We start from the raw sequence: 19,805 nt of genomic DNA, 5'->3' as shown, positions 1-19,805 counted from the left end.
GTTGTGTCGCGGCCGCGCTGGGTCGGCGCGCTGGCTCTTCGGGGCGTCTGTGTCCATCTGTACGGTGTGCGTGTGTTGGGCCCGGGTTGACGGCAGTGGGCCTTCAGGTGCCGCCGTGCTGAGGTTCAGGCGTCGAACGTGATGATGTTGTCGACGAGGGCTGGAGGCACGCCGGTGGCGGCGGCGAGGGCGCGCCGGATCACTGGATTGCGTTCGGTACTGACGCGGTTGAGGAATTTTTCGAACCAGTGTCGAAAGTTCTCGCTCAGCGGGGCCGTGTCGCCGTGGTGGTTCACGCCGATGACGAGGCATGGGCCGTGGATGACGGGCACGAAGTCTTTGTGGGCGAGCAGCTCGCGTATGTGATTGCGGTCGTCGTCGCTCGCGGCGTAGTCGCCGGTGGTGATGTCCTTGAGCAACATGGTGTAGAATAGCGTGGCAAGCTGGTTTCGTGGGTGGCTGAAGACACTGTCGTCACCAACCCAGATGTCGGTTCCGGTGATCTCGCGCAGGCAGTCGATGCGTGGGTCGCCGACCAAACGCGTGATGTCGCGTCCGGTGCTTCGTCGACCTATGTGGACGGTCCGGATAGTGCCAGTTCCCACCACTACCGCGATCATGGCGGCAGGTGAAGCGCTGTCCCAGTACGAGCGCAGTCCACCTTGTGGGGTCCAGTTCGCCGCGTCGGGGCCGGGCTCCGTCGCCGCGTCAGCTCCTGAGGGAAAGTCGGAGTCGGGCATGGTTGTCCTCCTGAGGGGCTCCCCTTGTGATCAGGTATCGCCTTGCCACCGACCAGAGCGGCTTTCTCGTTCCGGTCGGGGTCCGTCCGCTATGAGCGGCGGCGGCACCCGTGTCCACCCGCGAAGGCAGTTGCCACATCCATGGAGCATCGACGCGGTGTCATCGGGGCGCGGGTGGACACGGGCGCCGCAGTCGCTCAGCGTGTGCGGCCCCGGTCCGGGACGAGACAGCCGCCCCCTTACTCACCTTCAGTGCGGTTGCGCGCTCTGCCGACTATGCCGATCGACGGATGCATGGCCTTGCGCACGTTCACAATCTCCAGGTTGATAGCGTCCAGCTGTCGGACAACTGCAAGTACGTCTTCTAGCTCCCACGGGTGTGTGTGCTGATCACCCTGCACGTACATCGCGATTGTGATTTCCACTCGCATATGCGTTCCTCTCTGGCGCCTCGTATGCCGCGTGTTGTCGACCGACCGTCGGCAACTGGGGACTGGCTCACCTGCCGTCTCTCGGGTCACGGGATCGGGCGACATCCGTCAGCGGTGGCCCCGTCTTCTGCTCGTGGGTGATCATCAGAAATGCCTGGCGAGACAGGGATCGGTTCCGCGTTCCGTTAACGATTGGGTGGCGCAGTCATCAAATCGTGTTCCGCTAGTCGACTACATACGCCCGGAGGTTGACGAACAGGACGCGGCTCGCCCGATCGACGCGCTCACCCGTGACTGGGTCGTGGAAGTATGGGAGCTCGAATGGGTTGTATCGCACTCGGCGTCCATGTACGCCGGGGTTAGTGTTGGTCGATTCGTGGCGGCCCAACGCGTATGCGCAGACTGCCCGCACATTGCGGGCCCGTACGCGCTCGACGCAGGCGGGCTGATAGCGAAACTCGACCTCCGTGAGAATGATGTCGTCGACGTACGCGATCACTCGCTGGGTGGATGGGTTGACGACAGACAGGCGCTGGAGATGCAGATTGACGTGGACACGGACGCGCCGCCCGTAGATCAGTTTGGTGCTCATGTCATCGTCATCTCCCCTGCTGTCAAACGATGTGTGCCTGCGGGACGCAGCTGGCCGAACTCTCCGCTGATGTCCTCGGTCGTGTGTGATGTGCGCGGTGAATCTGTCAGTGGTGAAGCCCTCGCAACGGCCGGGACCATCCACAGTGGTCACGTTCATCGTCAGTCGATGTGGACGTGGTTCGGTGCGCGGTGTTTCTCATGTTGACGAGACGGATCGATGCGGCCATGAAGCGCCGTCGTTGCCGGTCAACTGGCGATGGCACGGGCGACCGCGGCAGGCATTCTTCTGTATAGTCCACGCGAGCCTGGTCCAGGGATCGGAGACTCGAACCGGCGGGGATTGGTGAATTCCCAGTGGAACTGAGAGGCCTCTCCCCAGGGCCTGCAACAATCACGGTCACGATGGCAGCCGACCAGGTCCATGACCCCGAGGTAGCCGGTTGGTTGGTCTGTGGGGATCGTGACGCTCAACTCGGCTGCGAGGTCGCGGCCTCGAAGGTCCCACTTGTGTCCGGCATGAATGACCACGAGGCCAGTCCACGTGGTCCGCCAGGATCGGTTCTCAACAGTTTTCCCCAGCTCCAGCAACGCTGTCGCCCAAGGCTGCCTGGTGGACAGCACGCGTACACCAGGCAGTGTCACCGGCGGGGCGATCGCGTATGAGGCTGGGCAGCCGCGTCGCGCGAGGAGATGACCAGGGCTACTCAGTGGGCGGGGCAATGGTGAACTTCTGGTGGTGTGCACCGGCCCACTCGTGCCAGTCGGTCCGGCCGTTGTCTATCGCGGCCCTCGCGGCACGTTGCCAGGCGGCGTAGCGGTACAACTCCGCGGACCCGAATCGATCGTCGTCACGAGGGACGCGGTCGAGATAGGCGGCAGCCTCGTGCACGCTGGCGTCGCTTTGCCAGTCGGTTGACTGCTGGGCGAGGGTGTACCGGGCCTCAGTCTCGGCCTCGGCCCAGCCGTTGGCGCCGAACACGGAAAGGGTTACCCGCCCGTCAGGGGTGACGATGTGGCGTTTCCAGTACAGCGTGCCGTCACCGACGGCGAGTTCGACGACGGCGGTGTGGCCTCGAAACGTCAGCAGTCGTGGGGCCTCGTAGTGCATGAGGAACTGCTGCAGCCTCTCCGCGAGAGCATCCGCGGCGGCCTTCTCGGTCGACGCCGTGGCGTGCCAATGACCAGCCTGGGCGGTCCAGGTCTGGCGCCTGCCGGGTGGCCGTGTCGCGGTAGTGGTGAGGCGAACCAGCACCGTACGGTCTCGTACTGTGACGTCGTCGTAGAGCATGGGCGTACTCCTAGTCGTGTTAGTGGATGTCCCCGGCTCGGATCAACGGGGCCGATGTGTGCCCCGGGTCGGGTGCGCGGACCGCGTCGACGAGGTCGCGCTCACCGTGGGGTCACCCGGCCGGAGTAAATTCCGCTGCGGAGATGGAGTTGAACGTGCCGCCGGGCGCGGCGTGGGTCGTGAGGCACCGGCCGTCGACGGCGGTAATGCCAGCGGCGACGAGGTCGGTTACGGCGAGCATCACCTGGGGCCTGTCGATGTCGGCAGAGCAGGGTTGTCATCTGGCGGCAGGGACCGGATGGTCACATCCGCTTGGCTCCTGCCCTCACGGTCGGTCGAGCGCGGCACATGGCGACGGAGCCGGAGTCCCGTGGCCAGTCGATCCGTAGTGGGTGCCGTGGTGTGGTCGTCTCTGACGAGTCGGTGGACCTAGGAAGCGGTGTCCTGGGCGGCGATGGCCCGCAAGCGACGAATCATGAGGCACACCCCGCAGGTCTGGCCAATAATCGGTGGCTGGCCTGGTCCCCTACACTGCGCGGACGCGCACAGATCCGGTGTGAGGTTGGGCAACAGCTCCGACGCTAGTTCGGCGCGTGCTGCTCCCCGTGCTGAGGTGTCGCGGTAGGCGTAGTTGTACTGTCCGTCGTGGTACGGCAGATCGATCATCGCGAACGTTTCAGCCTCGCGGGCGAACCAGTCCACGGGGGCCTCCGTCAATGCGACAGAAACGTCGGGGTGCGCGGTCAACCAATCCCAGAGGGGCGCGGCGACTCGGAACAGACGGCCATTGGCGGCCGCCCGGTAGAACTGTGAGTCGCCGGCCGCTCCGAAATCGTCGCCGTACTGCCACACGCACACGACGCGTACACCAGTTCCGGCTTCGATCTGGGCGAATACGACGTTGACCTCATCTTCGTTGTGTCCATCCAGGAGACTGGCACGCACGCGGTCGAGTGACCTGTTGTCGTGCTCGAGGACGCGGATCTTGTCTCGACCGTCGAGGACCATGCCGAGCAGGGATCCGCTGTCCCAGTGGATGTGGACCGTAGAGGTGTCGTCGATGAAGAGCACGGTGCCACAGTCACCGGGTGTCAGTTTCGTGTCCGGGTCGCTGGTGAATACCAGCTGAACCCGGAGGTCACCGTCGTGTGACCGTAGCCGCTCCGCGATCTGGTCGACGATCGGATCACGCATAGATACCTCCGGGTGTCACGGTTGCGGATGTGTGTCGTTCAAGGTCGTCTTGGACGTTCGGTACTCCGAGGCTGCGCGGGATTCAGTCGGGCGCAGCGATGTCCTGTGCGCGACAGTCGGTAGCCGCCGGAAGTTGCGATAACCACGACTTCGCCTGGTTGTTGTCGAGACGCAGCAGCTGCCCGGGGGCGGTGTTTCAACTGGCTGAGTGACTTGCTCGGAAACTCTGTCAAGGAACGCACGAGTGCGTGTATACGGTCAGGGCGTGCTCGTGGAAGTCTTCTCCCATGACCGCAGAAGCGTGCCTAAAGGTCCACTGTGGATTTACCCGAAGGGTGGAGCCCAGCGTCCTGTTCGGTGGGCGGTGGTGCAGCTAGATGAGGTCGTGTGCCGCCAGCGGCCACTGGTCGGTGGCGGTGTCGGTGGGACAGCCCGACTCGTGGGTTTGGACGGCGTCGCCGTTCTCGTCAGGACGTGCGGGAAGGTGGCAGATCCAGCACTGCTGTTCCTCCCACGTCCAGCCGTCGCCGATGGCATAGCGGCCGTGCTCGTCGGGGGTGATCCGCACAGGGCGGCCTTTGTCGCTCTGTGGCTCGGACAACACGACATCCTCGCCATCCCAGCGGGCGTAGGCAGCGGCTTTGGGGTCGTCGGCGTGCAACCGGTTGGTCCACTCGACGACCTGGATAGCGGTGGCACGACTGAAGGTCGGGATGGCGAAGCCGTTCCACCGACCGGGAGACACCCATGCGGGAAACGTCTGATCCCGATCGTCGCCGTGGACGTTGATGGACACGAACCCATTGTCATGGTGGGACTCGTGCGGACCAGGCACGAGTTCCTCACCGACCAGGCCCTCAAAGGGTGAGCAAAGATCCGTACGATGACGTTGTCATCGCGGCGTTCGACGACAGCGCCAGGTGGCAGCTCGGCGGCGAGCTGCTCCAGATCGGCAGCGGTCTGCTCGGCGAGTCGATGGAGCTCCTGGGGACTGTAGCGACGCCCATAGCCGGAGGTCTGATACCCCGTGAGCAGCAGAGAGCAGTACTGCTCGGGGGTCATGTCCCGCTCGATCACGATGGCGGTGGTGACAGGTCGTCGGGAGCGAATGCCGACGAACGCTCGGCGGCAGCCGCAGGACCCGTCCGGGTCGTCGCCGTCGCGGTGGCACACTGCGGCGAGTTGGACGGGTTCGGGGCCGAAAACGTGGTCGAAGTCGCTGCTGCGGGCTCCCTGGGTGGTGTTCGTGGCGACCAGCAGTCGCATAGCGTCTGTCCTTCCGGGTGCAGGCAGCCAAGGTGGGTTGCAGCCGTTAGAGAGTTCCGTCACTGGTCGTCGCGAGGGACGTGAGTTAGCGCGCCACCGGTCAGTTTGCGGATACATCCGGCTTCAGTTCGGGGCCGTGCGACAGGCTTGGATAGTCCCGATCGAAACGCCGCGTAGCCGCTCCATTTGTCCTTCCAATAGTGTCCGATGCGCTCGCCGTTTCTGTACACGGCGCCACCGGTTTCGTAGCGCTTGACTGTGTATTCGTCGGCAGAACCTGTGGAGCCGTGGTTGCTCATGCTTGTTGGGGCCCTTCGGTATGCGGCCAGTCGATAGATGGGTGCGGTCTGACGTAGGCAGTGCGTGCCTGCCAGGGCGGTGAGTCGGTGAACTGAGCGGCATTCGGCGTGTCACACGGCGAGTTTGTATTGCGACGCACTTGCCCAGGCAGTGTGGAATCCTGGGCCGGTCTTGTTCACCGCGGTGGCGGGTGCGATGGTGATGAAGTGCTCTGCGTCGGCTTGCGTGGGCAGGTTGCGCGGGTCCGGATGTCGGCGTCGCAGCCACAGGCGCGGGTGTTGATCATCAGGAAACCGCGGATCCCCCACAGAAACGGGAGTCTTGAGTGCGACTGCGCTCGTCTTCAGTCTCTTGTGCATGTCGGTTCGGGCACCTGCGTGGAGGATCTGTATCGACCGCGCGTAGTTGAACCGCCCGTCTACACGTGGGCTCAAGGTCCGCCGTACCTCGTAGACAGCCCATGGGACTGCGGCTAGGTACTCGGCGAACATGGTCAGAACCTCCCCGGCCTCTCCAGAACTGCGGAGAAGAGTCAGGAGCCTCTGACCTTTGATCAATCCTTGTGTGGGATTGAGGCACGTCGCCGTGTACTCCATCGCCAGCGCGAGCAGGCCCGCGTTGGGGTCCGCGGCGAACTGTTCCAAAGTGGCCGTCTTGCCAGCCTCGGTGCTCAAGGCGAATGGGCAGTAGACGCATGCGCTCTTGATCCATTGTGTGTCGAAGGTGTTCTCTAGCAGTCGATGCGCGTCCTGCCGACTCCACTCCCAACTGATGAGTGGATACTCGCCCTGACGAACTCCGGTGTTGTACAGGGAATCTCGAGTAGCGCGTTTCTGCTCGTGGACGGAGTAGCCCATCAAGTGCCGATACGGCTGGCCTTGCGTGATGGCGGCAATCACCGTGTCCAACGCGAATGCCTTGAAATGCTGCGAACAGATCCGGTCCCCGCAAGTCTGCGGAACCGTCGCACCATCCAGCATCTCGTTGGCAAGCGTCCAGTTTCCAACGAGTTGAAGCGCATCAGGCCTCTTTGAGTCGGACGTGACATCGACTCCGTCGGCTTCCTGTGGACCACGGCGGGCCACTTGGATGTAGCGGACGCCCTTGGATGCCATCAACGGCAACATGTTCTGAGAGGCCAATTCGAGTGTCTTGGGCCACTCGTGTCCTGTGCCCGCGGTGATCACGACAAGCTCGTCGAGGTTGAAATCCCGCACATCGGGTTGGGTCAACAGCCGAGTCAACACGCCCGAACTGTCCACTCCGAGGCCATAGGAGAGAACCACGCGTGGAGGCGGACCAGCGCGAACCACCTTGTCCAAGGGAACCGACGGCGGCGGGCGGCGCTCGACACCGAGCAGTCTGCGCGATCGATCGAGGGCCCATTGAGACTGGAGCTCGTGATCGACTGAGGTCAATGGAGGCATAGTGCTATTCGATCCTGAGAAGACGCGGACTGCCCGCGGAGCGGTACCTACGCTCTGCGGGCCTGGGACGGCTGGCAGCGCGCGGCATCGCTGAACAGCCTCATGAGAAGCAACTACTAATGCGACGAGCCGAAGACGTTCGCCTCTGCGCCTCACGCAACGTCGACGTGGCTGTCTGAGGGATGACCGCACAAACCAGCCCGACCGTAAGTCGTTGATGAAGGGTCACTGCAGTGACGGAGAGCCTGCCGTACACAGGTGAAACCGTGGCCCAATGCGGGCCACTCGTTGCTCCTCGTGTGACATGCGCGGTGAGTACCGTGGACGTATGGCACGCACGTCAGCGAAGATCAGAGCGAGGGAAGTCAAACGTCGAACGGCGCTCGAGCGCAAGTTCACCGAGGACGCGGCGCAGCGTCAACGCGATGAGCAGGAGACGGAACTCGTCACCGACTTCCTGCTCGACATCGACGAGCAGGAACAAGCACAAGTTGCGCTGCGTCAGGTGGAGATCCGATTGGGAAGGACGGTCGAACAGCTCGTCGGCGGGTTGCGCATCACGTACACGCGCGCTTCCAACCTTCTGTGCGCGCCGGAGCAAGAGCTGAAAAGGTTGCGCCAATTGGCTATCGACGCCGACCAGCCGAACAACGCCAAGGCCCGGGAGGCGCCGGTGACGGAACTGCCTCCCCGCGAGGCCGCAGATCCGTCACCGGCACAGTCCAATACCGTCAGCTAGGCGATGCGGTCGTTGGCGCGGCGGCGCGGACGCCAAACCAGAAACGGCAGCACATGCCGCCTAGACAGCGCTGACGCAGCGTGCGGCGGGAGTCGGTGACGGGTCCTACTCTGCGACGCCGCGGGCGGGTGTGGACCATCCGAGCAGGGTGATCAGTCGCTCGTAGTGCTCTGGACACACCCTTTCTTCCCACGTAACTGTGTGCCTGGCGCCGTGATACTCGTGACGATCGACGACCGTAGTGGCACGGCCATTACACCCGGACATCGGGCATTCGGGCACCCCGTTTACGCACCGACATAGGTCCCGGGGACCGATACAGCACGATTGCGGCGTGTGGCGCGAAACCGCTGCCCAATGCACGAATTGCGTCGTGCCTCGTCCACTGGTGGCGGGTGAGATGATTGTTGCCCCGACGCTGCTCACCTTGACCACCGTGTATGCGGTGCCCCAGGCCTCGACGGTGTCGTTCGGAAGGACAGTGTCCGCCGATGGCCGCACGGTCGGAATCTGAGCCTTGGATGCGTAGGTCAGGATCACGCTTCCACGTTGGCGTCCGGGGGATACGTGGGACACCCACGTGCGGCCGCCGGTGTCTGTGATCCACAATGTCTCCGATGGCCTGACGAACTCCCGGCTGGCGGTGCGCAGCACGACCTCGGCAAGCCGACCGCCGTACGGGCTGGTGATAGCTGTCCCGTTGAGCCTTGCACGGTAGGAACGCACGTGAGGATTGGCCATCGTGAGGCGATGGAGGTCGTCTGCGCATGGATAGCATAGTGTCCCGGCCTTGCCGGGAAACGTGGTGAAACCGGACCGAAGGCCGCGGGCGAGGACTTCGTGGCCACAGTCCACCGAGATGGGAAGAGGCGTCATGAGCGTGTCTCCCTGGTGCGTAGAGCTTTTCGCCGAGCACGAACCAGACCAAGCCGCACAAGTTGGTGTGTACCCTGATTTCTCGCGAAAGAACGCGGACGTAGCACCATCCACTATGTAACGTCTCCTCATCACCGACACACCTTCATGTCGGCGCTGGTCGCGGGTTCGCTCGGCGGGGTGTACTCGTCGCACTGTCGTCGACACGAGATCAAGCTCGGCTCTTTTCCGTGGCTTGATCTCGTGTCGACGACAGTGCAGAGTGCCACCCGCGCCGAGCGAACCCACGAGCACGCCTATGTCCGACACGCACCAGTCCTATGAACTCCCGTAGGTCATCAACATGATCGACTGATGTGCTCCCTCGTCGGCTATCCTTGATGTACTAGTCGGTCTCACCCCTCGACACACTGCTGTCTGCGGCCGTTGGCGCATCATGTCTGGGGGAACCCTGTGACTCACGAAGAGATCCTCTGCCCTGACGAGCGATCCGCACGGCGGCCGAAAAGGCTACTGACTCAAAACCGGAGATTGCGTCCGCTAGGGATCTTCACCTGGACGCTGCCCGCGCTCGCGGGTCGGTTTCCTGACGGCACCACATATGTGACATGCAGGAACGCCGGAGTGTGTTCCCAGGCCTGTTACGCCTTGAACGGCACATACCGCATCCCCGGTGTTCTCGCGCGCCACCAGCGGAATTTGCAGTTCGTCCTGGGCGATCTCGATGGGTGGAAGGCCGCTATGCTCGCCGAGCTGAACCACTCGAGGTACCGGCACGCGTGGATCAGGATCCATGACAGCGGTGATTTCCTTTCCCTCGAGTATCTTCGAGCATGGCTGGAGATCATGAGGTCGCGTCCCTCGACGCGTTTTTACTGCTATACCAAGGAAGTGAGCCTCTTTCGCACGGAGGTCGAGCCAGATCCGCCGGACAACTTCTGGTGGGTGTATAGCCTGGGCGGGAAACAAGACCATCTGCTGGGTGACGGTGATCGGGTTGCTGACGTGTTCCCAGATGAGGAGTCGATCGCTGCCGCGGGCTGGAACAGCCAGGCCGCATCTGACTTGCTCGCCGTGCTGGGACCTGCACCGGTCGGTATCCGCGCGAACAACATCGCTCGGTTCCGAGCCGTGCAGGCTGGCCGCCGATGGAGTGAATGGCAAGCCCAGACGGACGCGGCCCGCCGAGCGAAGCTGGCCCGACATCGCAACAATTCTGTCGAGCGGGGAGAGGCTGTCACTGAGCCCCGGGCAGACACCGTCGCAACGCCAGATGATCCGGCGCCTGAGCTGACCGGGCGGGCCACAGGCGAGAGGGCGATTCAGTGTCCCGATTCTCTCTGACCGCCGGGGAAGGTGCGGTGTGGCCCGCCAAGAGGCCACGCTCAGATGGGCCGCAACTCTTGTAGGCGCGAAAGCTCGGTGCATACCGTGTTGAGAGGAACCACTGTAGGAGGATTGATGATGGCATGTGCCGGTGACACGACTACGTCGACTAAGGATCAGGACTAGATAGCCTGCGTGCGGTGCCGGGCCGTCCGAATCCACTAACGGCCCGGCACCGCAGCGTGTCGGCACCGACATACGTGCCGTCACAGAGACTTCTGTGAGGACGAGTGACGGGCGCGGGCGCGAAGCAGCCGACTTGCTCCTTTATGGATGAATGGTTGTAGGCGGCACGTCTTGGCGCGTGCTGTGTCGATGTGTTGTTTCGCGGGGAACACGACATCTATCGAATCTCACAAGGGAATACATGCGAACTTCGGCAGTCGTGGCAGGTCTTGGCTCGGCGCTGCCACCGAACCGTGTGACGAACGACGACCTGACGAAGGAGCTCGACACCTCGGACGAGTGGATTACCTCCCGCACAGGGGTCCGACAACGCTTCACCGTCCCAGTAGGAATGGCTACCTCGGACCTGGCCGTGGTCGCAGCTCAGCGGGCCCTGTCGTCGAGTGGAATGACGACGGTTGAGGCCGTAGTGCTGGCCACCAGTACCCCGGATCACCCCTGTCCCGCCACCGCGCCTGATGTCGCGACGAGGCTGGGTCTGGCCCAGGTCGCCGCGTTCGATGTCGCGGCGGTGTGCGCGGGTTTCGTCTATGCACTGGCGACAGCGGCTGGGCTGATCGAGAGTCGCGTCGTCAACAGTGCGCTTGTGATCGGGGCCGATACCTTCTCGACGATCCTGCACCCGCAAGACCGGACCACCCGCGTGATCTTTGGCGATGGCGCCGGGGCTGTGGTGTTGCGTGCAGGCAACGCCGCTATCGACGGTGCCCTGCTCGCGTTCGACTTGGGCAGTGACGGCACGGGGCGGGATTTGATTACCGTGTGGGGCGGCGGCGCACGGCAGCGGTCATCCAGGATCGTGCCGGCCGCGGCCGACCTGCACTTCGCGATGCAGGGGAAGGCGGTGTTCAACCGAGCGGTCCAGTGCATGGGTACATCGGTCGCCGCCACGGTACGCAGCGTCGGCTGGGACGTCACAGATCTGGACCTGTTGGTGGCACACCAAGCCAACGCTCGCATTCTGCGAGCAATCGGTCAGCAGCTCGACCTCGATGAAGACCAGGTAGCCGTCAACCTCGACCGTGTCGGCAACACGGTCGCCGCGTCGATCCCCCTCGCACTGGCGGATGCCGTCGCTACCGGTCGGTTACGGCCGGGCCATCACGTCGCGCTGGCGGCGTTCGGCGGGGGTCTGACGTGGGGATCAGCGGTCCTGCGCTGGCCCGACATTCCCGTTGCCATGGAATAGATGTACACGTCAGGCGCTCGACACAGAGGGGGAAGATATGGACCTACACGAGAATGTCGTCCAGGTGCTGACGAGATTCGGCTTGCCGGAGGACGAGATCCGGCGCGAATCGAGCTTCGACGCCATGGATGCGGACTCCCTGGTGTTGCTGGAAGTCGCGTTGGTGCTCCGCAAAGAGCTCGGCGTGACTCTCGACGAAGACGAGCTGGTGCCCGAACTGACGGCCACCGAACTCGTAGCCCTCATCAGACAGCGGATGCCAACCGTCGACCGTACAAGCTGACAAAGACCTGGGTGACCGCACCCGCCGTGTCGCCCGAGGTGATCCGCACCAACGCTGTCCCCGCCAATCGACGCGGCGGGGACAGCGTCGTGTTGCGATGCCCGGTTTGACGGGCCGGATCATCCGCGGTTCTCCCACGCCAGCGAAGGGAATTGGCCATGAAGGTGGACAGTGAACGTGACAGACTCGCAACGCTTGGAGACTTTCTCACGGCGCGACGGCGAGAGATCGCTCCTAGCCGAGTCGGTTTGCCTACAGACAGACGGCGCCGCGCACCAGGGCTCCGGCGCGAAGAGGTCGCGCTGCTCGCCGGCGTCGGTGTGTCGTGGTACACGTGGATCGAACAAGGACGGGCAAACGTCTCCGCCCAGGTACTCGACGCCATCGCCCGCGTCCTCGGCCTCTCAGCCGACCAACGGATCTACATGCGCCGATTGGCGGGCCTGAACGCCGACTACATCGATGCGCGATATACTCCGGACAAGCGGGAGCTGATCCCCTACGTCGACAACTGGAACCAGGGCCCCGCCTACGTCCTCGACCGCTACTGGAACGTGATCACAGCAAATGACCAATTCCACACGCTGTGGGCAGCGACGCAACGTCGCATCAACATTGTCGAGCACTTCTTCACCGACCCTCACGCGCGCACGCTGTATCCGCTCTGGGAGTCGGCCGCGCCGACGCTGACGGGGCGGTTCCGATCACAGGCGTCTCGCTATCCCGACGACCCCGAGTTCAGATGTCTGACTCGACGATTGGTGACCACAAGCCCGGCATTCGCCCAGCTGTGGGCGCAACACCTCGTCACCGACGACGCTTGCGGACCCGACAGCTTGTTTCACCCCGGAACAGGCCCACAGAAGTACATGTGGACGTCGCTGCGGTTCGCCGACAGAACCGGGTTGACGATGGTGGTGTACCTCCCCTGCCATGACGCACCCTCCGGAGCCCTCGCAGAACGAGCGTGACCTCGCTGTCGCGCGGAAGCATCCACCTCCTACGGACCCGACCGGGGACGTGTGATCAGAAGGTTTCGCGAGCGTGTACACGCCGCAGCCGGACGTCGTACATCGATGATGGTGTCAGCCTCACCAGGATCGATCAGACGTGCCCGGCGTGCCACTGGCGAGACAAGTGCCATAGCGCCCGCCACATCGGGTGAAACGCGCTATCGCGCGCCGATCCCAGAATCCGCCTCACCGCAACGGAGGCTGCCCGCATGGGTAGGTGTTGGTCGTACCAATAGGACGCTCAAGCACTGTTCCGTGAAGCTGGAGCGGGCGACGCTCGTGTCATGCCACATTCCGCTCATATGACGGGCAAACAGAAAGCCGTCCTCGCCGTCCTGTTGGGTGCGCAGTTCATGTTCGCCCTCGATTTCTCCATTCTCACGGTCGCACTGCCTCGACTGCAGAACGAACTCGGGTTCGGTCTCGACACTGTCCAGTGGGTCATCACGGCGTTCGCGCTGACCGCGGCCGGTTTCATGTTGATGTTCGGGCGCATCGGTGACCTCATTGGACGAAAGGTTTTGTTCCTGACCGGCATGGCGTTGCTGACCGCCTCGTCCCTGGTGGGCGGGTTCGCCACGACACCACTGGTCCTGGTGATTGCCCGGGTTGCTCAAGGTTTGGCGACCGCGATCGTGGTCCCGTCGGGGATGGCGTTGCTCACCACCAGCTTTCCCGAAGGGCCGTTGCGCACCCGCGCACTCGGACTCAACGGAGCGCTGCTGTCGCTGGGGTTCGGGTCGGGTGCGGTCCTCGGCGGGGTGCTGACTGACGTGTGGTCGTGGCGGTGGACGTTTCTGATCAACGTTCCCGTGGGCGCTGTGCTGCTGGTCGCCGCCGCCGTGCTCATTGTCGAGTCCCGCGCCGTTGAACGCCTTCCCCTGGACGTGCCCGGCACGGCGACTGTGACGGTCGGGTTGCTTGCGCTGGTGTGGGGATTGACCGGCGCGGAACGCCACGGCTGGACCTCGCCGGACACCGTGATCTCGCTGACGGCAGCGATCATTCTGCTGATCGCGTTCTACGCGATCGAACTGCGGGCCTCGGCTCCGTTGGCTCCGGTCCGTGTGCTGCGCAGCAACGCGGTGCGGTGGGGCAACCTCGGCGGTCTCATCACCTTCAGTATGGAATCGGCCGTCGCGTTTCTGCTCACGCTGTACATGCAGCAGGTGCTCGCGCTCACGCCCATGCAAGCCGGTCTGATGTTCGGCTGCCTCGGTATCGGCGCTTTTCTGGGCGGCACGATCACCTCGACGATCATCGAACGGATCGGCGCTAAGCGCACCCTGGTCTGCGGCCTGCTGGTGCAGGCCGCGAACACCGTGGTGCTGGTCTGGCTCACCGAGACCGTGCTGGTCGGCGTGGTCATGGTGCTGGTCACCAGCTTCATCGGTGGCCTCGGACACGTTCTGGCGATCGTCTCGTACACCGTCGTGGCGACCTCAGGCATCCCCGACCACGAGCAGGGCCTGGCCACCGGACTGGCCACGATGACCCAGCAGGTCGCATTCACCGTCGGCATCCCCGTGATGTCGACCATCGCAGCGACCCAGTACGGACCGTTGCAGGACGGCGTGGCCACCCGCGACGGGGTCCTGGCCGGCACGACCCTGGGCTTCCTCATCGACGGGCTCATCATCCTCGTCGGCGCGCTGGCGATCAGCGCGTTCCTGCGTGCGCCGCAGCCCACCATCACCGCGGCGAGCAACGCCGACAACCTCGCGCCCCTGCGTCCGCGCACCGACCCATCGACCCCGCGTGAACCCATGAAGGAGAACTGATGTCCTGGATGAACGACCCCACCGACAGACACGGCGCATTGGTGCTACCGAGCGTGGAGGACTACCTCGGTGACGCGCAGACGCGATTCTTCGGTGCGGGGTACCGAGCGGTGGACCACCGGTTCACCGACGTCCACTCAGCGGACGGGGACGGTGGCCCATTGATGATCGCGTCCGCAGCCGTTGAGTACCCGCGCGACTGGTCCCGCAAGGGAAGCACTGATCAGCGACCGCATCTGTCCACTATCGATGTCCTTGTTCTCGGTGTCCGCCTCGCCGAGCTGTGGATGGCCCGCAACGTCGGTCTCAGCGATGACGCGCTGCGGTCGAGCTGGATCCGTGACGTCCAAATGAGGGCAGGCCGCGCGGCGGTCGAGGACGAACTGGAGGCCGTGCCGGTGGTGTTGTGGCGCTCAGAGGTGGCACGCTCACCGTCCGGCTCCGGCCGGTCTGTCAGCACGCTCGAATGTACCGTCAGCACCCTGACTCTGCGGCTCGAGCTGGACCACCCCACCGCACCGTCAGCGCTGGCCGTGCCCGTGGCCGATCCCATCAGCGGTGTAAACGGCCGGGTGGTCGGCGCGGCCTATCGAGCTCGTGCACCACAGGTCACCGATGTCCGGATCCCGGCCGACCGGTTGACGGCGGACGCACACGTGCGGCTCGAGCCCTGGGACGGCTTATCGGCACCGGGACACGGCTTCGAAGCAGTGTTCCAACCCTCGATCGGACTGATCGACGCGTTCGTCGTAGTTCTGCAGCTCGGCCAGATTTTGCTGTACGAGCTGGATGGACTCACCCGCACCGAGTCGCACACGCTATGGATGCGCTCAACACGGTGGCAGGCCAGCACACCAGCCACGCCGGGCGATGAGGCGCACCGAGCCACCGTCGAGCTGCGTGAGGCGCAACTGCTGCGCAACCGCGAGAACGAGATGTGGCGACGCGCGGACATCGTCGCCACGCTCGGCCGAATCGCGATCACGTGTTCAGTCGCCCACCAGCTGCCTACCCACGCAGCACCATCAGCCGCTCTGTGACACAAGAAGGTGACCACACCATGAGACTGGCCATCGCCGGCACGTACTCCGTCGGCAAAACACTGACCACAATAGCTCTGGCCCATCTGACTGGCCTGCCGCGCTCGGCGGCGGCCACGATGCGCGACCTGCTCCCCATCTCCGTGCCAGGCAAGACGCTGGAAGAGTGCACTCCGGCCGAGCTGATCATGTTGATCATGCGACGCAACCAAGAGCGGGCCGTAAACGAAGCGGCCCTGCCGAACGGGTTCGTATCGGACGGCTCGTCGTTGCACGAGTGGGCCTACGGCACCGTACGCGTCTTGGTCGGGATCAACCCCAACGACACGGTCGAGCTCGCGGACGTACCGCTGACTGAGGAAATTCGGTTCTACGGCCAGGTCCTGGAACAGATGGCCGTGCCCGCGAAACAACACGCCAAAGCCAACTATGACAGCTTCGTGCACCTCCCGATCGAATTTCCTCTCGTCGCCGATGGACACCGGCCCGTGTCCGAGCGGTTCCGTGCGCTCGCTGACAAGCTGATGCTCAGGACGCTGCGAGAGCTGGAGATCCCGTACTACACCGTGGCCGGGTCGGTGGCCGATCGGCTGCAGACCATTGTCGACATCTACGGTTTCACCCCGGCCTCGAGCATCGACGAGGCCATCGCCCGTGCCGAGGACGAGTACGCGTTGCTCGACACCACACCCGAAGGGCAACACCTCAGCCATCATTAGCGCTACGGGTGCGGCCACTCTCGATCTGTGTACGTATCACCACGAGCAGAGGAGACGGTGAGACCCGAACCGCGGTGAACCGTGTCTGGCGTGGCCTGCAAGAGGCCACGCCAGACACACTCAGAAGCCTTGTAGCGCACTGATGCCGTAGTTAACCTCAGCGCATCAAGTTACGTCAGGGGACACAATGGCTTGTTACAGCGGCAAAACCAACGAACCTACCGAGCCCCGTTTCTACACCGTTGACGAGGCAGCCAAGCTGCTCAAAACATCGAAAATGACTCTGTACCGCCAGATCGACGCGAACAAGTTCCCCGCGATCCGCATCAGGAACCGGCTCGTGGTGCCCGCACGCGCCATCACCGCGATGGAAGAAGCGGCGATGAGCCAGCAGACAGTCGTTCTCGCGGAGGACTTCGTCGAACCGGCCACGACGCACCCGCTCTCCGCGCCCGCCTCGTAGAGGCCCTCAAGCAGGCAGAGACCCCAGGGCGTCGACCTCCCCGTCCTTACGCGCCTTGCGGGTCTCTGCCGCCATCGCCACACGGTCTGCGGCATTCCCACGCCGAACGCGATCGTTCCTTCCCGCCAGAGGATGTGGTGTCGTGAGCAATCCCCGTAACGACGACGTACAAGTGTCGATCAGCCGACATCTGCTCGATCACCTACTAGACGCGGCGTCCGCCACAGTCGGCTCCCTCTACCCAGTCCGCGTCACCGCTCCCCAATCATCTCGCGAGCTCCGACGCCTGGACTACCGCACACGGGTGACACGGTTGGCGCAGCATCTGGGCGACATCGCCCAGACCGTCGATCACCAAGCCCCCACCGTGGATGGTCAACTGCGTGCGAAGCTCGACGAGCTCGGCGCCGAAGTAGACCAGTGGCGTGCCGGATTGTGCCGCTGCAACCGAGCCGAGAACTGACCCACCACCACACCAGGTCCCGCGATCCCGATACACCACGACCGGACACACTGCCGCCGCCGTGCCCGGAACCGGGCGCCGCGTATACACACGGCCGACTCCACACCTTCCCACCCGCCGACACGGCCTACACCATGAACCCTCGCCTCAAACTTCTCCACGCTGCCCTCCACGCCGCGGAACGTGGATGGTTCGTCTTCCCGCTACAACCGGGCCGGAAAGTCCCAGCCTTACACGGGGAAGAGAAATGTCCCCGGACGGATCGTTGCGTCGATGGTCACCTTGGCTGGGAGCAACTCGCTACGCGCGACACCAGCCTAATCCAGCAGGCCTGGGCCCGTCGCGCCTGGAACATCGCGATCGCAACTGGCCCCTCCGGCCTGGTCGTGATTGATCTGGACCAGGCGAAAGACGGTCAACAAGCACCGTCCCGGTGGACTGGGTGCTACTCGGGGGAGGATGTGCTTCGTCGGCTCGCCGTGGAGGCGGGACAGGAGAGTCCGTTCGACACCCACACTGTGCGCACAGCGTCCGGGGGCACCCATCTGTACTTCCAGGCGCTTGACAGACAGCCCATCCGCAACAGCGCAGGACGACGAGGCCGGGGCATCGGCTGGCTCGTGGACGTCCGGGCCGGCGGAGGCTACGTCGTCGGAGCCGGATCACGGGTGCGCGGCACCACGTACGAAGTCGTCAACGATCAACCACCGCGGCCGCTGCCAGAATGGCTTGCCACGCGGATGCGACGCTCGACCAGCACCGGCCTCACTGTGCCTGTCACAGGATCACATGTCGTGCTCGCCGGTGGACTGGCACACCCCAGCTCCTACGGAGACGCCGCGTTGCTGGGCGAACTAGACCGAGTCCTATCGGCACAGGTCGGTGAGCGCAACGACACGCTCAACGTAGCAGCGTTCGCACTGGGACAACTCGCCGCCGACGGCCTGGTATACACCGATACGGCCAGCGCGGCTCTTCTGCGTGCCGGACTTCACATCGGGCTCTCTTACCAGGAATGCGTCAGGACAATCCGATCCGGAATGGACAGTGGTATGCGCAAACCCCGGCGTGGTCACCGATGACGGAAGCGCCGGTGCACCGCAACGGTCACACCCCGACGGCGACGGCGGCCGGGATCCTGGCCACCGTCACGACTGGGATCCCCGCCGCGACCCCACCGCGCGGCACCCCACCCCCGTCGAACGGCACCACGACGCTGGTGCGGATGGCCGATGTCGAGCCAGAGCAGATTCAGTGGCTATGGCCCGGCTATCTGGCTGCGGGCAAGCTCCACGTCATCGACGGAGACCCCAATCTCGGCAAGAGCACGATGATGAGTGACCTCGCCGCGCGCGTGACCACCGGAGCGGACTGGCCGGACGGACAACCCGGCTGCGCACCCGCGGGAGTCGTGATGATGTCAGCAGAAGATGGGCTGCATGACACGATCCGGCCGCGGCTGGACGCCGCAGGCGCCGACACGACACATGTCTTCGCGTTGACCGGCATCAGCGAGCACGACCCCACCTGCGGCGAGCACTGGGAACGGTTACCGTCACTGCCACGCGACAGTAGCCGCATCCGTGCCGCAGTGGAGGAAACGAACGCGGCCTTGGTAGTTGTCGACCCCTTCATGGCCTACCTCGGCGCGGACATCAACCCATACCGAGACACCGAGATCCGGCGAGCCTTGGCCCCATTGACACGCATGGCCGAACAACTCCGGGTCGCCGTGGTGCTGGTTCGGCATTGGAACAAATCGGGTGGGCACCACGCGATCTACCGGGGCGGCGGGTCCATCGGCATCATCGGAGCGGCCCGGCTCGGTTTCGCCGTGGCGCGGGACCCCAGCGAGCAGACGCGGTCAGTTCTCGCTCCCACCAAGGTCAACATCGCCTCGACGCCGCCCAGTTTGGCGTTTCGGCTCGTCGATGTCCCCGAGCACGGGTGCGCGCGGGTCGAGTGGGACAGCGAACCGATCCCCTACACCGCGGCTGAGCTGCTCGCGGCGGCGGACGAGCTGCCCGACAGCCGCCGGGACCACACCGACACCGAGGTGTGGCTTCGCAACTTCCTGCGAGACCATGGCGGTGTCGCGCCGCTGGCCGAGGTTCGCAAGGCCGCTCGCGCCGAGGGAATCGCCGACCGGACGCTGCGTCGGGCGCGACTACAAGCAGGTATCGCCAGCATCCGCGCAGGTTTTCCCGCGACAGCGTCCTGGGCGTTGAACGACGCCAACGCTCACGACACCAACGTCCAAGACGTGGACAGTCGTGGAACGACATGACCGCGAGACCTCTCCAGTCTAGGGCCGTACCCGTGTGGCCACTCTGGCCAATCTGGGCCCCGAAGAGGAGACCGGGCAGGTCCCAACAGTGTGGCCACCCGTGGCCGTACTGACTCCTGCGGTGGCCACAGTGGCAGGTG

18 protein-coding genes and 1 pseudogene are annotated in these 19,805 nt (G+C 64.3%); 12 read left to right on the top strand and 7 right to left on the bottom strand.

Annotated features, from left to right (window positions below; translation table 11 throughout):
- Positions 1–125 precede the first annotated feature (125 nt).
- The 7 genes and pseudogenes from AOZ06_RS04765 to AOZ06_RS04730 all read right to left on the bottom strand — a co-directional run bounded on the left by AOZ06_RS04765 (position 126) and on the right by AOZ06_RS04730 (position 7,060).
- A complete protein-coding gene (locus AOZ06_RS04765; protein ID WP_157232826.1) occupies positions 126–740 on the bottom strand; it encodes a hypothetical protein in 615 nt (204 codons plus the stop codon).
- A gap of 654 nt (positions 741–1,394) precedes the next feature.
- The gene (locus tag AOZ06_RS04755) at positions 1,395–1,763 is read right to left on the bottom strand and encodes a hypothetical protein (protein ID WP_054288300.1); all 369 of its coding nucleotides are present in this window, start codon (positions 1,761–1,763) and stop codon (positions 1,395–1,397) included.
- A 702-nt stretch (positions 1,764–2,465) separates the two neighbouring features.
- A complete protein-coding gene (locus tag AOZ06_RS04750; protein ID WP_054288299.1) occupies positions 2,466–3,053 on the bottom strand; it encodes a hypothetical protein in 588 nt (195 codons plus the stop codon).
- 429 nt (positions 3,054–3,482) lie between these two features.
- Positions 3,483–4,247 carry a DUF4314 domain-containing protein gene (locus tag AOZ06_RS52975; protein ID WP_063809966.1) on the bottom strand — a complete coding sequence of 255 codons (765 nt, stop codon included), beginning with the start codon at positions 4,245–4,247 and terminating at the stop codon, positions 3,483–3,485.
- A gap of 373 nt (positions 4,248–4,620) precedes the next feature.
- A complete protein-coding gene (locus tag AOZ06_RS04740; RefSeq protein ID WP_054288298.1) occupies positions 4,621–5,043 on the bottom strand; it encodes a hypothetical protein in 423 nt (140 codons plus the stop codon).
- 140 nt (positions 5,044–5,183) lie between these two features.
- Positions 5,184–5,513: pseudogene (locus AOZ06_RS62440) on the bottom strand (DUF7715 family protein); the annotation flags it as partial.
- A 410-nt stretch (positions 5,514–5,923) separates the two neighbouring features.
- The gene (locus AOZ06_RS04730) at positions 5,924–7,060 is read right to left on the bottom strand and encodes a hypothetical protein (RefSeq protein ID WP_157232825.1); all 1,137 of its coding nucleotides are present in this window, start codon (positions 7,058–7,060) and stop codon (positions 5,924–5,926) included.
- 508 nt (positions 7,061–7,568) lie between these two features.
- Here AOZ06_RS04730 and AOZ06_RS04725 point away from each other — a divergent pair.
- The 12 genes from AOZ06_RS04725 to AOZ06_RS04680 all read left to right on the top strand — a co-directional run bounded on the left by AOZ06_RS04725 (position 7,569) and on the right by AOZ06_RS04680 (position 19,665).
- Positions 7,569–7,979: a hypothetical protein gene (locus AOZ06_RS04725; protein WP_054288295.1), complete on the top strand. Its 411-nt coding sequence runs from the start codon at positions 7,569–7,571 to the stop codon at positions 7,977–7,979.
- Positions 7,980–9,323: 1,344 nt separating this feature from the next.
- Positions 9,324–10,199, top strand: a complete 876-nt coding sequence (locus tag AOZ06_RS04720) for a GP88 family protein (protein ID WP_218922079.1) — start codon at positions 9,324–9,326, stop codon at positions 10,197–10,199.
- Between the two features lie 409 nt (positions 10,200–10,608).
- On the top strand, positions 10,609–11,616 hold the full coding sequence (locus tag AOZ06_RS04715) for a beta-ketoacyl-ACP synthase III (protein WP_054288294.1): 1,008 nt from the start codon (positions 10,609–10,611) through the stop codon (positions 11,614–11,616).
- Positions 11,617–11,653: 37 nt separating this feature from the next.
- Complete coding sequence (locus tag AOZ06_RS04710) at positions 11,654–11,899, top strand: phosphopantetheine-binding protein (protein WP_054288293.1); 246 nt, start codon at positions 11,654–11,656, stop codon at positions 11,897–11,899.
- A 158-nt stretch (positions 11,900–12,057) separates the two neighbouring features.
- Positions 12,058–12,870 carry a helix-turn-helix domain-containing protein gene (locus AOZ06_RS04705; RefSeq protein WP_063809964.1) on the top strand — a complete coding sequence of 271 codons (813 nt, stop codon included), beginning with the start codon at positions 12,058–12,060 and terminating at the stop codon, positions 12,868–12,870.
- Between the two features lie 344 nt (positions 12,871–13,214).
- A complete protein-coding gene (locus AOZ06_RS04700) occupies positions 13,215–14,693 on the top strand; it encodes an MFS transporter (protein WP_063809963.1) in 1,479 nt (492 codons plus the stop codon).
- Positions 14,693–15,733 (top strand): AvrD family protein, encoded by a 1,041-nt coding sequence (locus tag AOZ06_RS04695; protein ID WP_054288291.1) that lies wholly within the window; start codon positions 14,693–14,695, stop codon positions 15,731–15,733. The genes AOZ06_RS04700 and AOZ06_RS04695 overlap by 1 nt, the downstream gene beginning before the upstream one ends.
- A 20-nt stretch (positions 15,734–15,753) precedes the next feature.
- Positions 15,754–16,452, top strand: a complete 699-nt coding sequence (locus tag AOZ06_RS04690) for an AAA family ATPase (protein ID WP_054288290.1) — start codon at positions 15,754–15,756, stop codon at positions 16,450–16,452.
- Between the two features lie 187 nt (positions 16,453–16,639).
- Positions 16,640–16,915 carry a helix-turn-helix domain-containing protein gene (locus AOZ06_RS04685; protein ID WP_054288289.1) on the top strand — a complete coding sequence of 92 codons (276 nt, stop codon included), beginning with the start codon at positions 16,640–16,642 and terminating at the stop codon, positions 16,913–16,915.
- A gap of 304 nt (positions 16,916–17,219) precedes the next feature.
- Entirely contained in the window at positions 17,220–17,378 is a 159-nt protein-coding gene (locus AOZ06_RS55850; protein WP_157232824.1) for a hypothetical protein, read from the top strand.
- Between the two features lie 134 nt (positions 17,379–17,512).
- Positions 17,513–18,460 carry a bifunctional DNA primase/polymerase gene (locus AOZ06_RS53465; protein WP_083471508.1) on the top strand — a complete coding sequence of 316 codons (948 nt, stop codon included), beginning with the start codon at positions 17,513–17,515 and terminating at the stop codon, positions 18,458–18,460.
- A complete protein-coding gene (locus AOZ06_RS04680) occupies positions 18,457–19,665 on the top strand; it encodes an AAA family ATPase (protein ID WP_054288288.1) in 1,209 nt (402 codons plus the stop codon). Before AOZ06_RS53465 ends, AOZ06_RS04680 begins: the two co-directional genes overlap by 4 nt.
- Positions 19,666–19,805 lie beyond the last annotated feature (140 nt).

This window comes from Kibdelosporangium phytohabitans (assembly GCF_001302585.1).
GTDB classification, from domain to species: Bacteria; Actinomycetota; Actinomycetes; order Mycobacteriales; family Pseudonocardiaceae; genus Kibdelosporangium; species Kibdelosporangium phytohabitans.
This window is presented reverse-complemented; position numbering and strand designations above follow the sequence as displayed.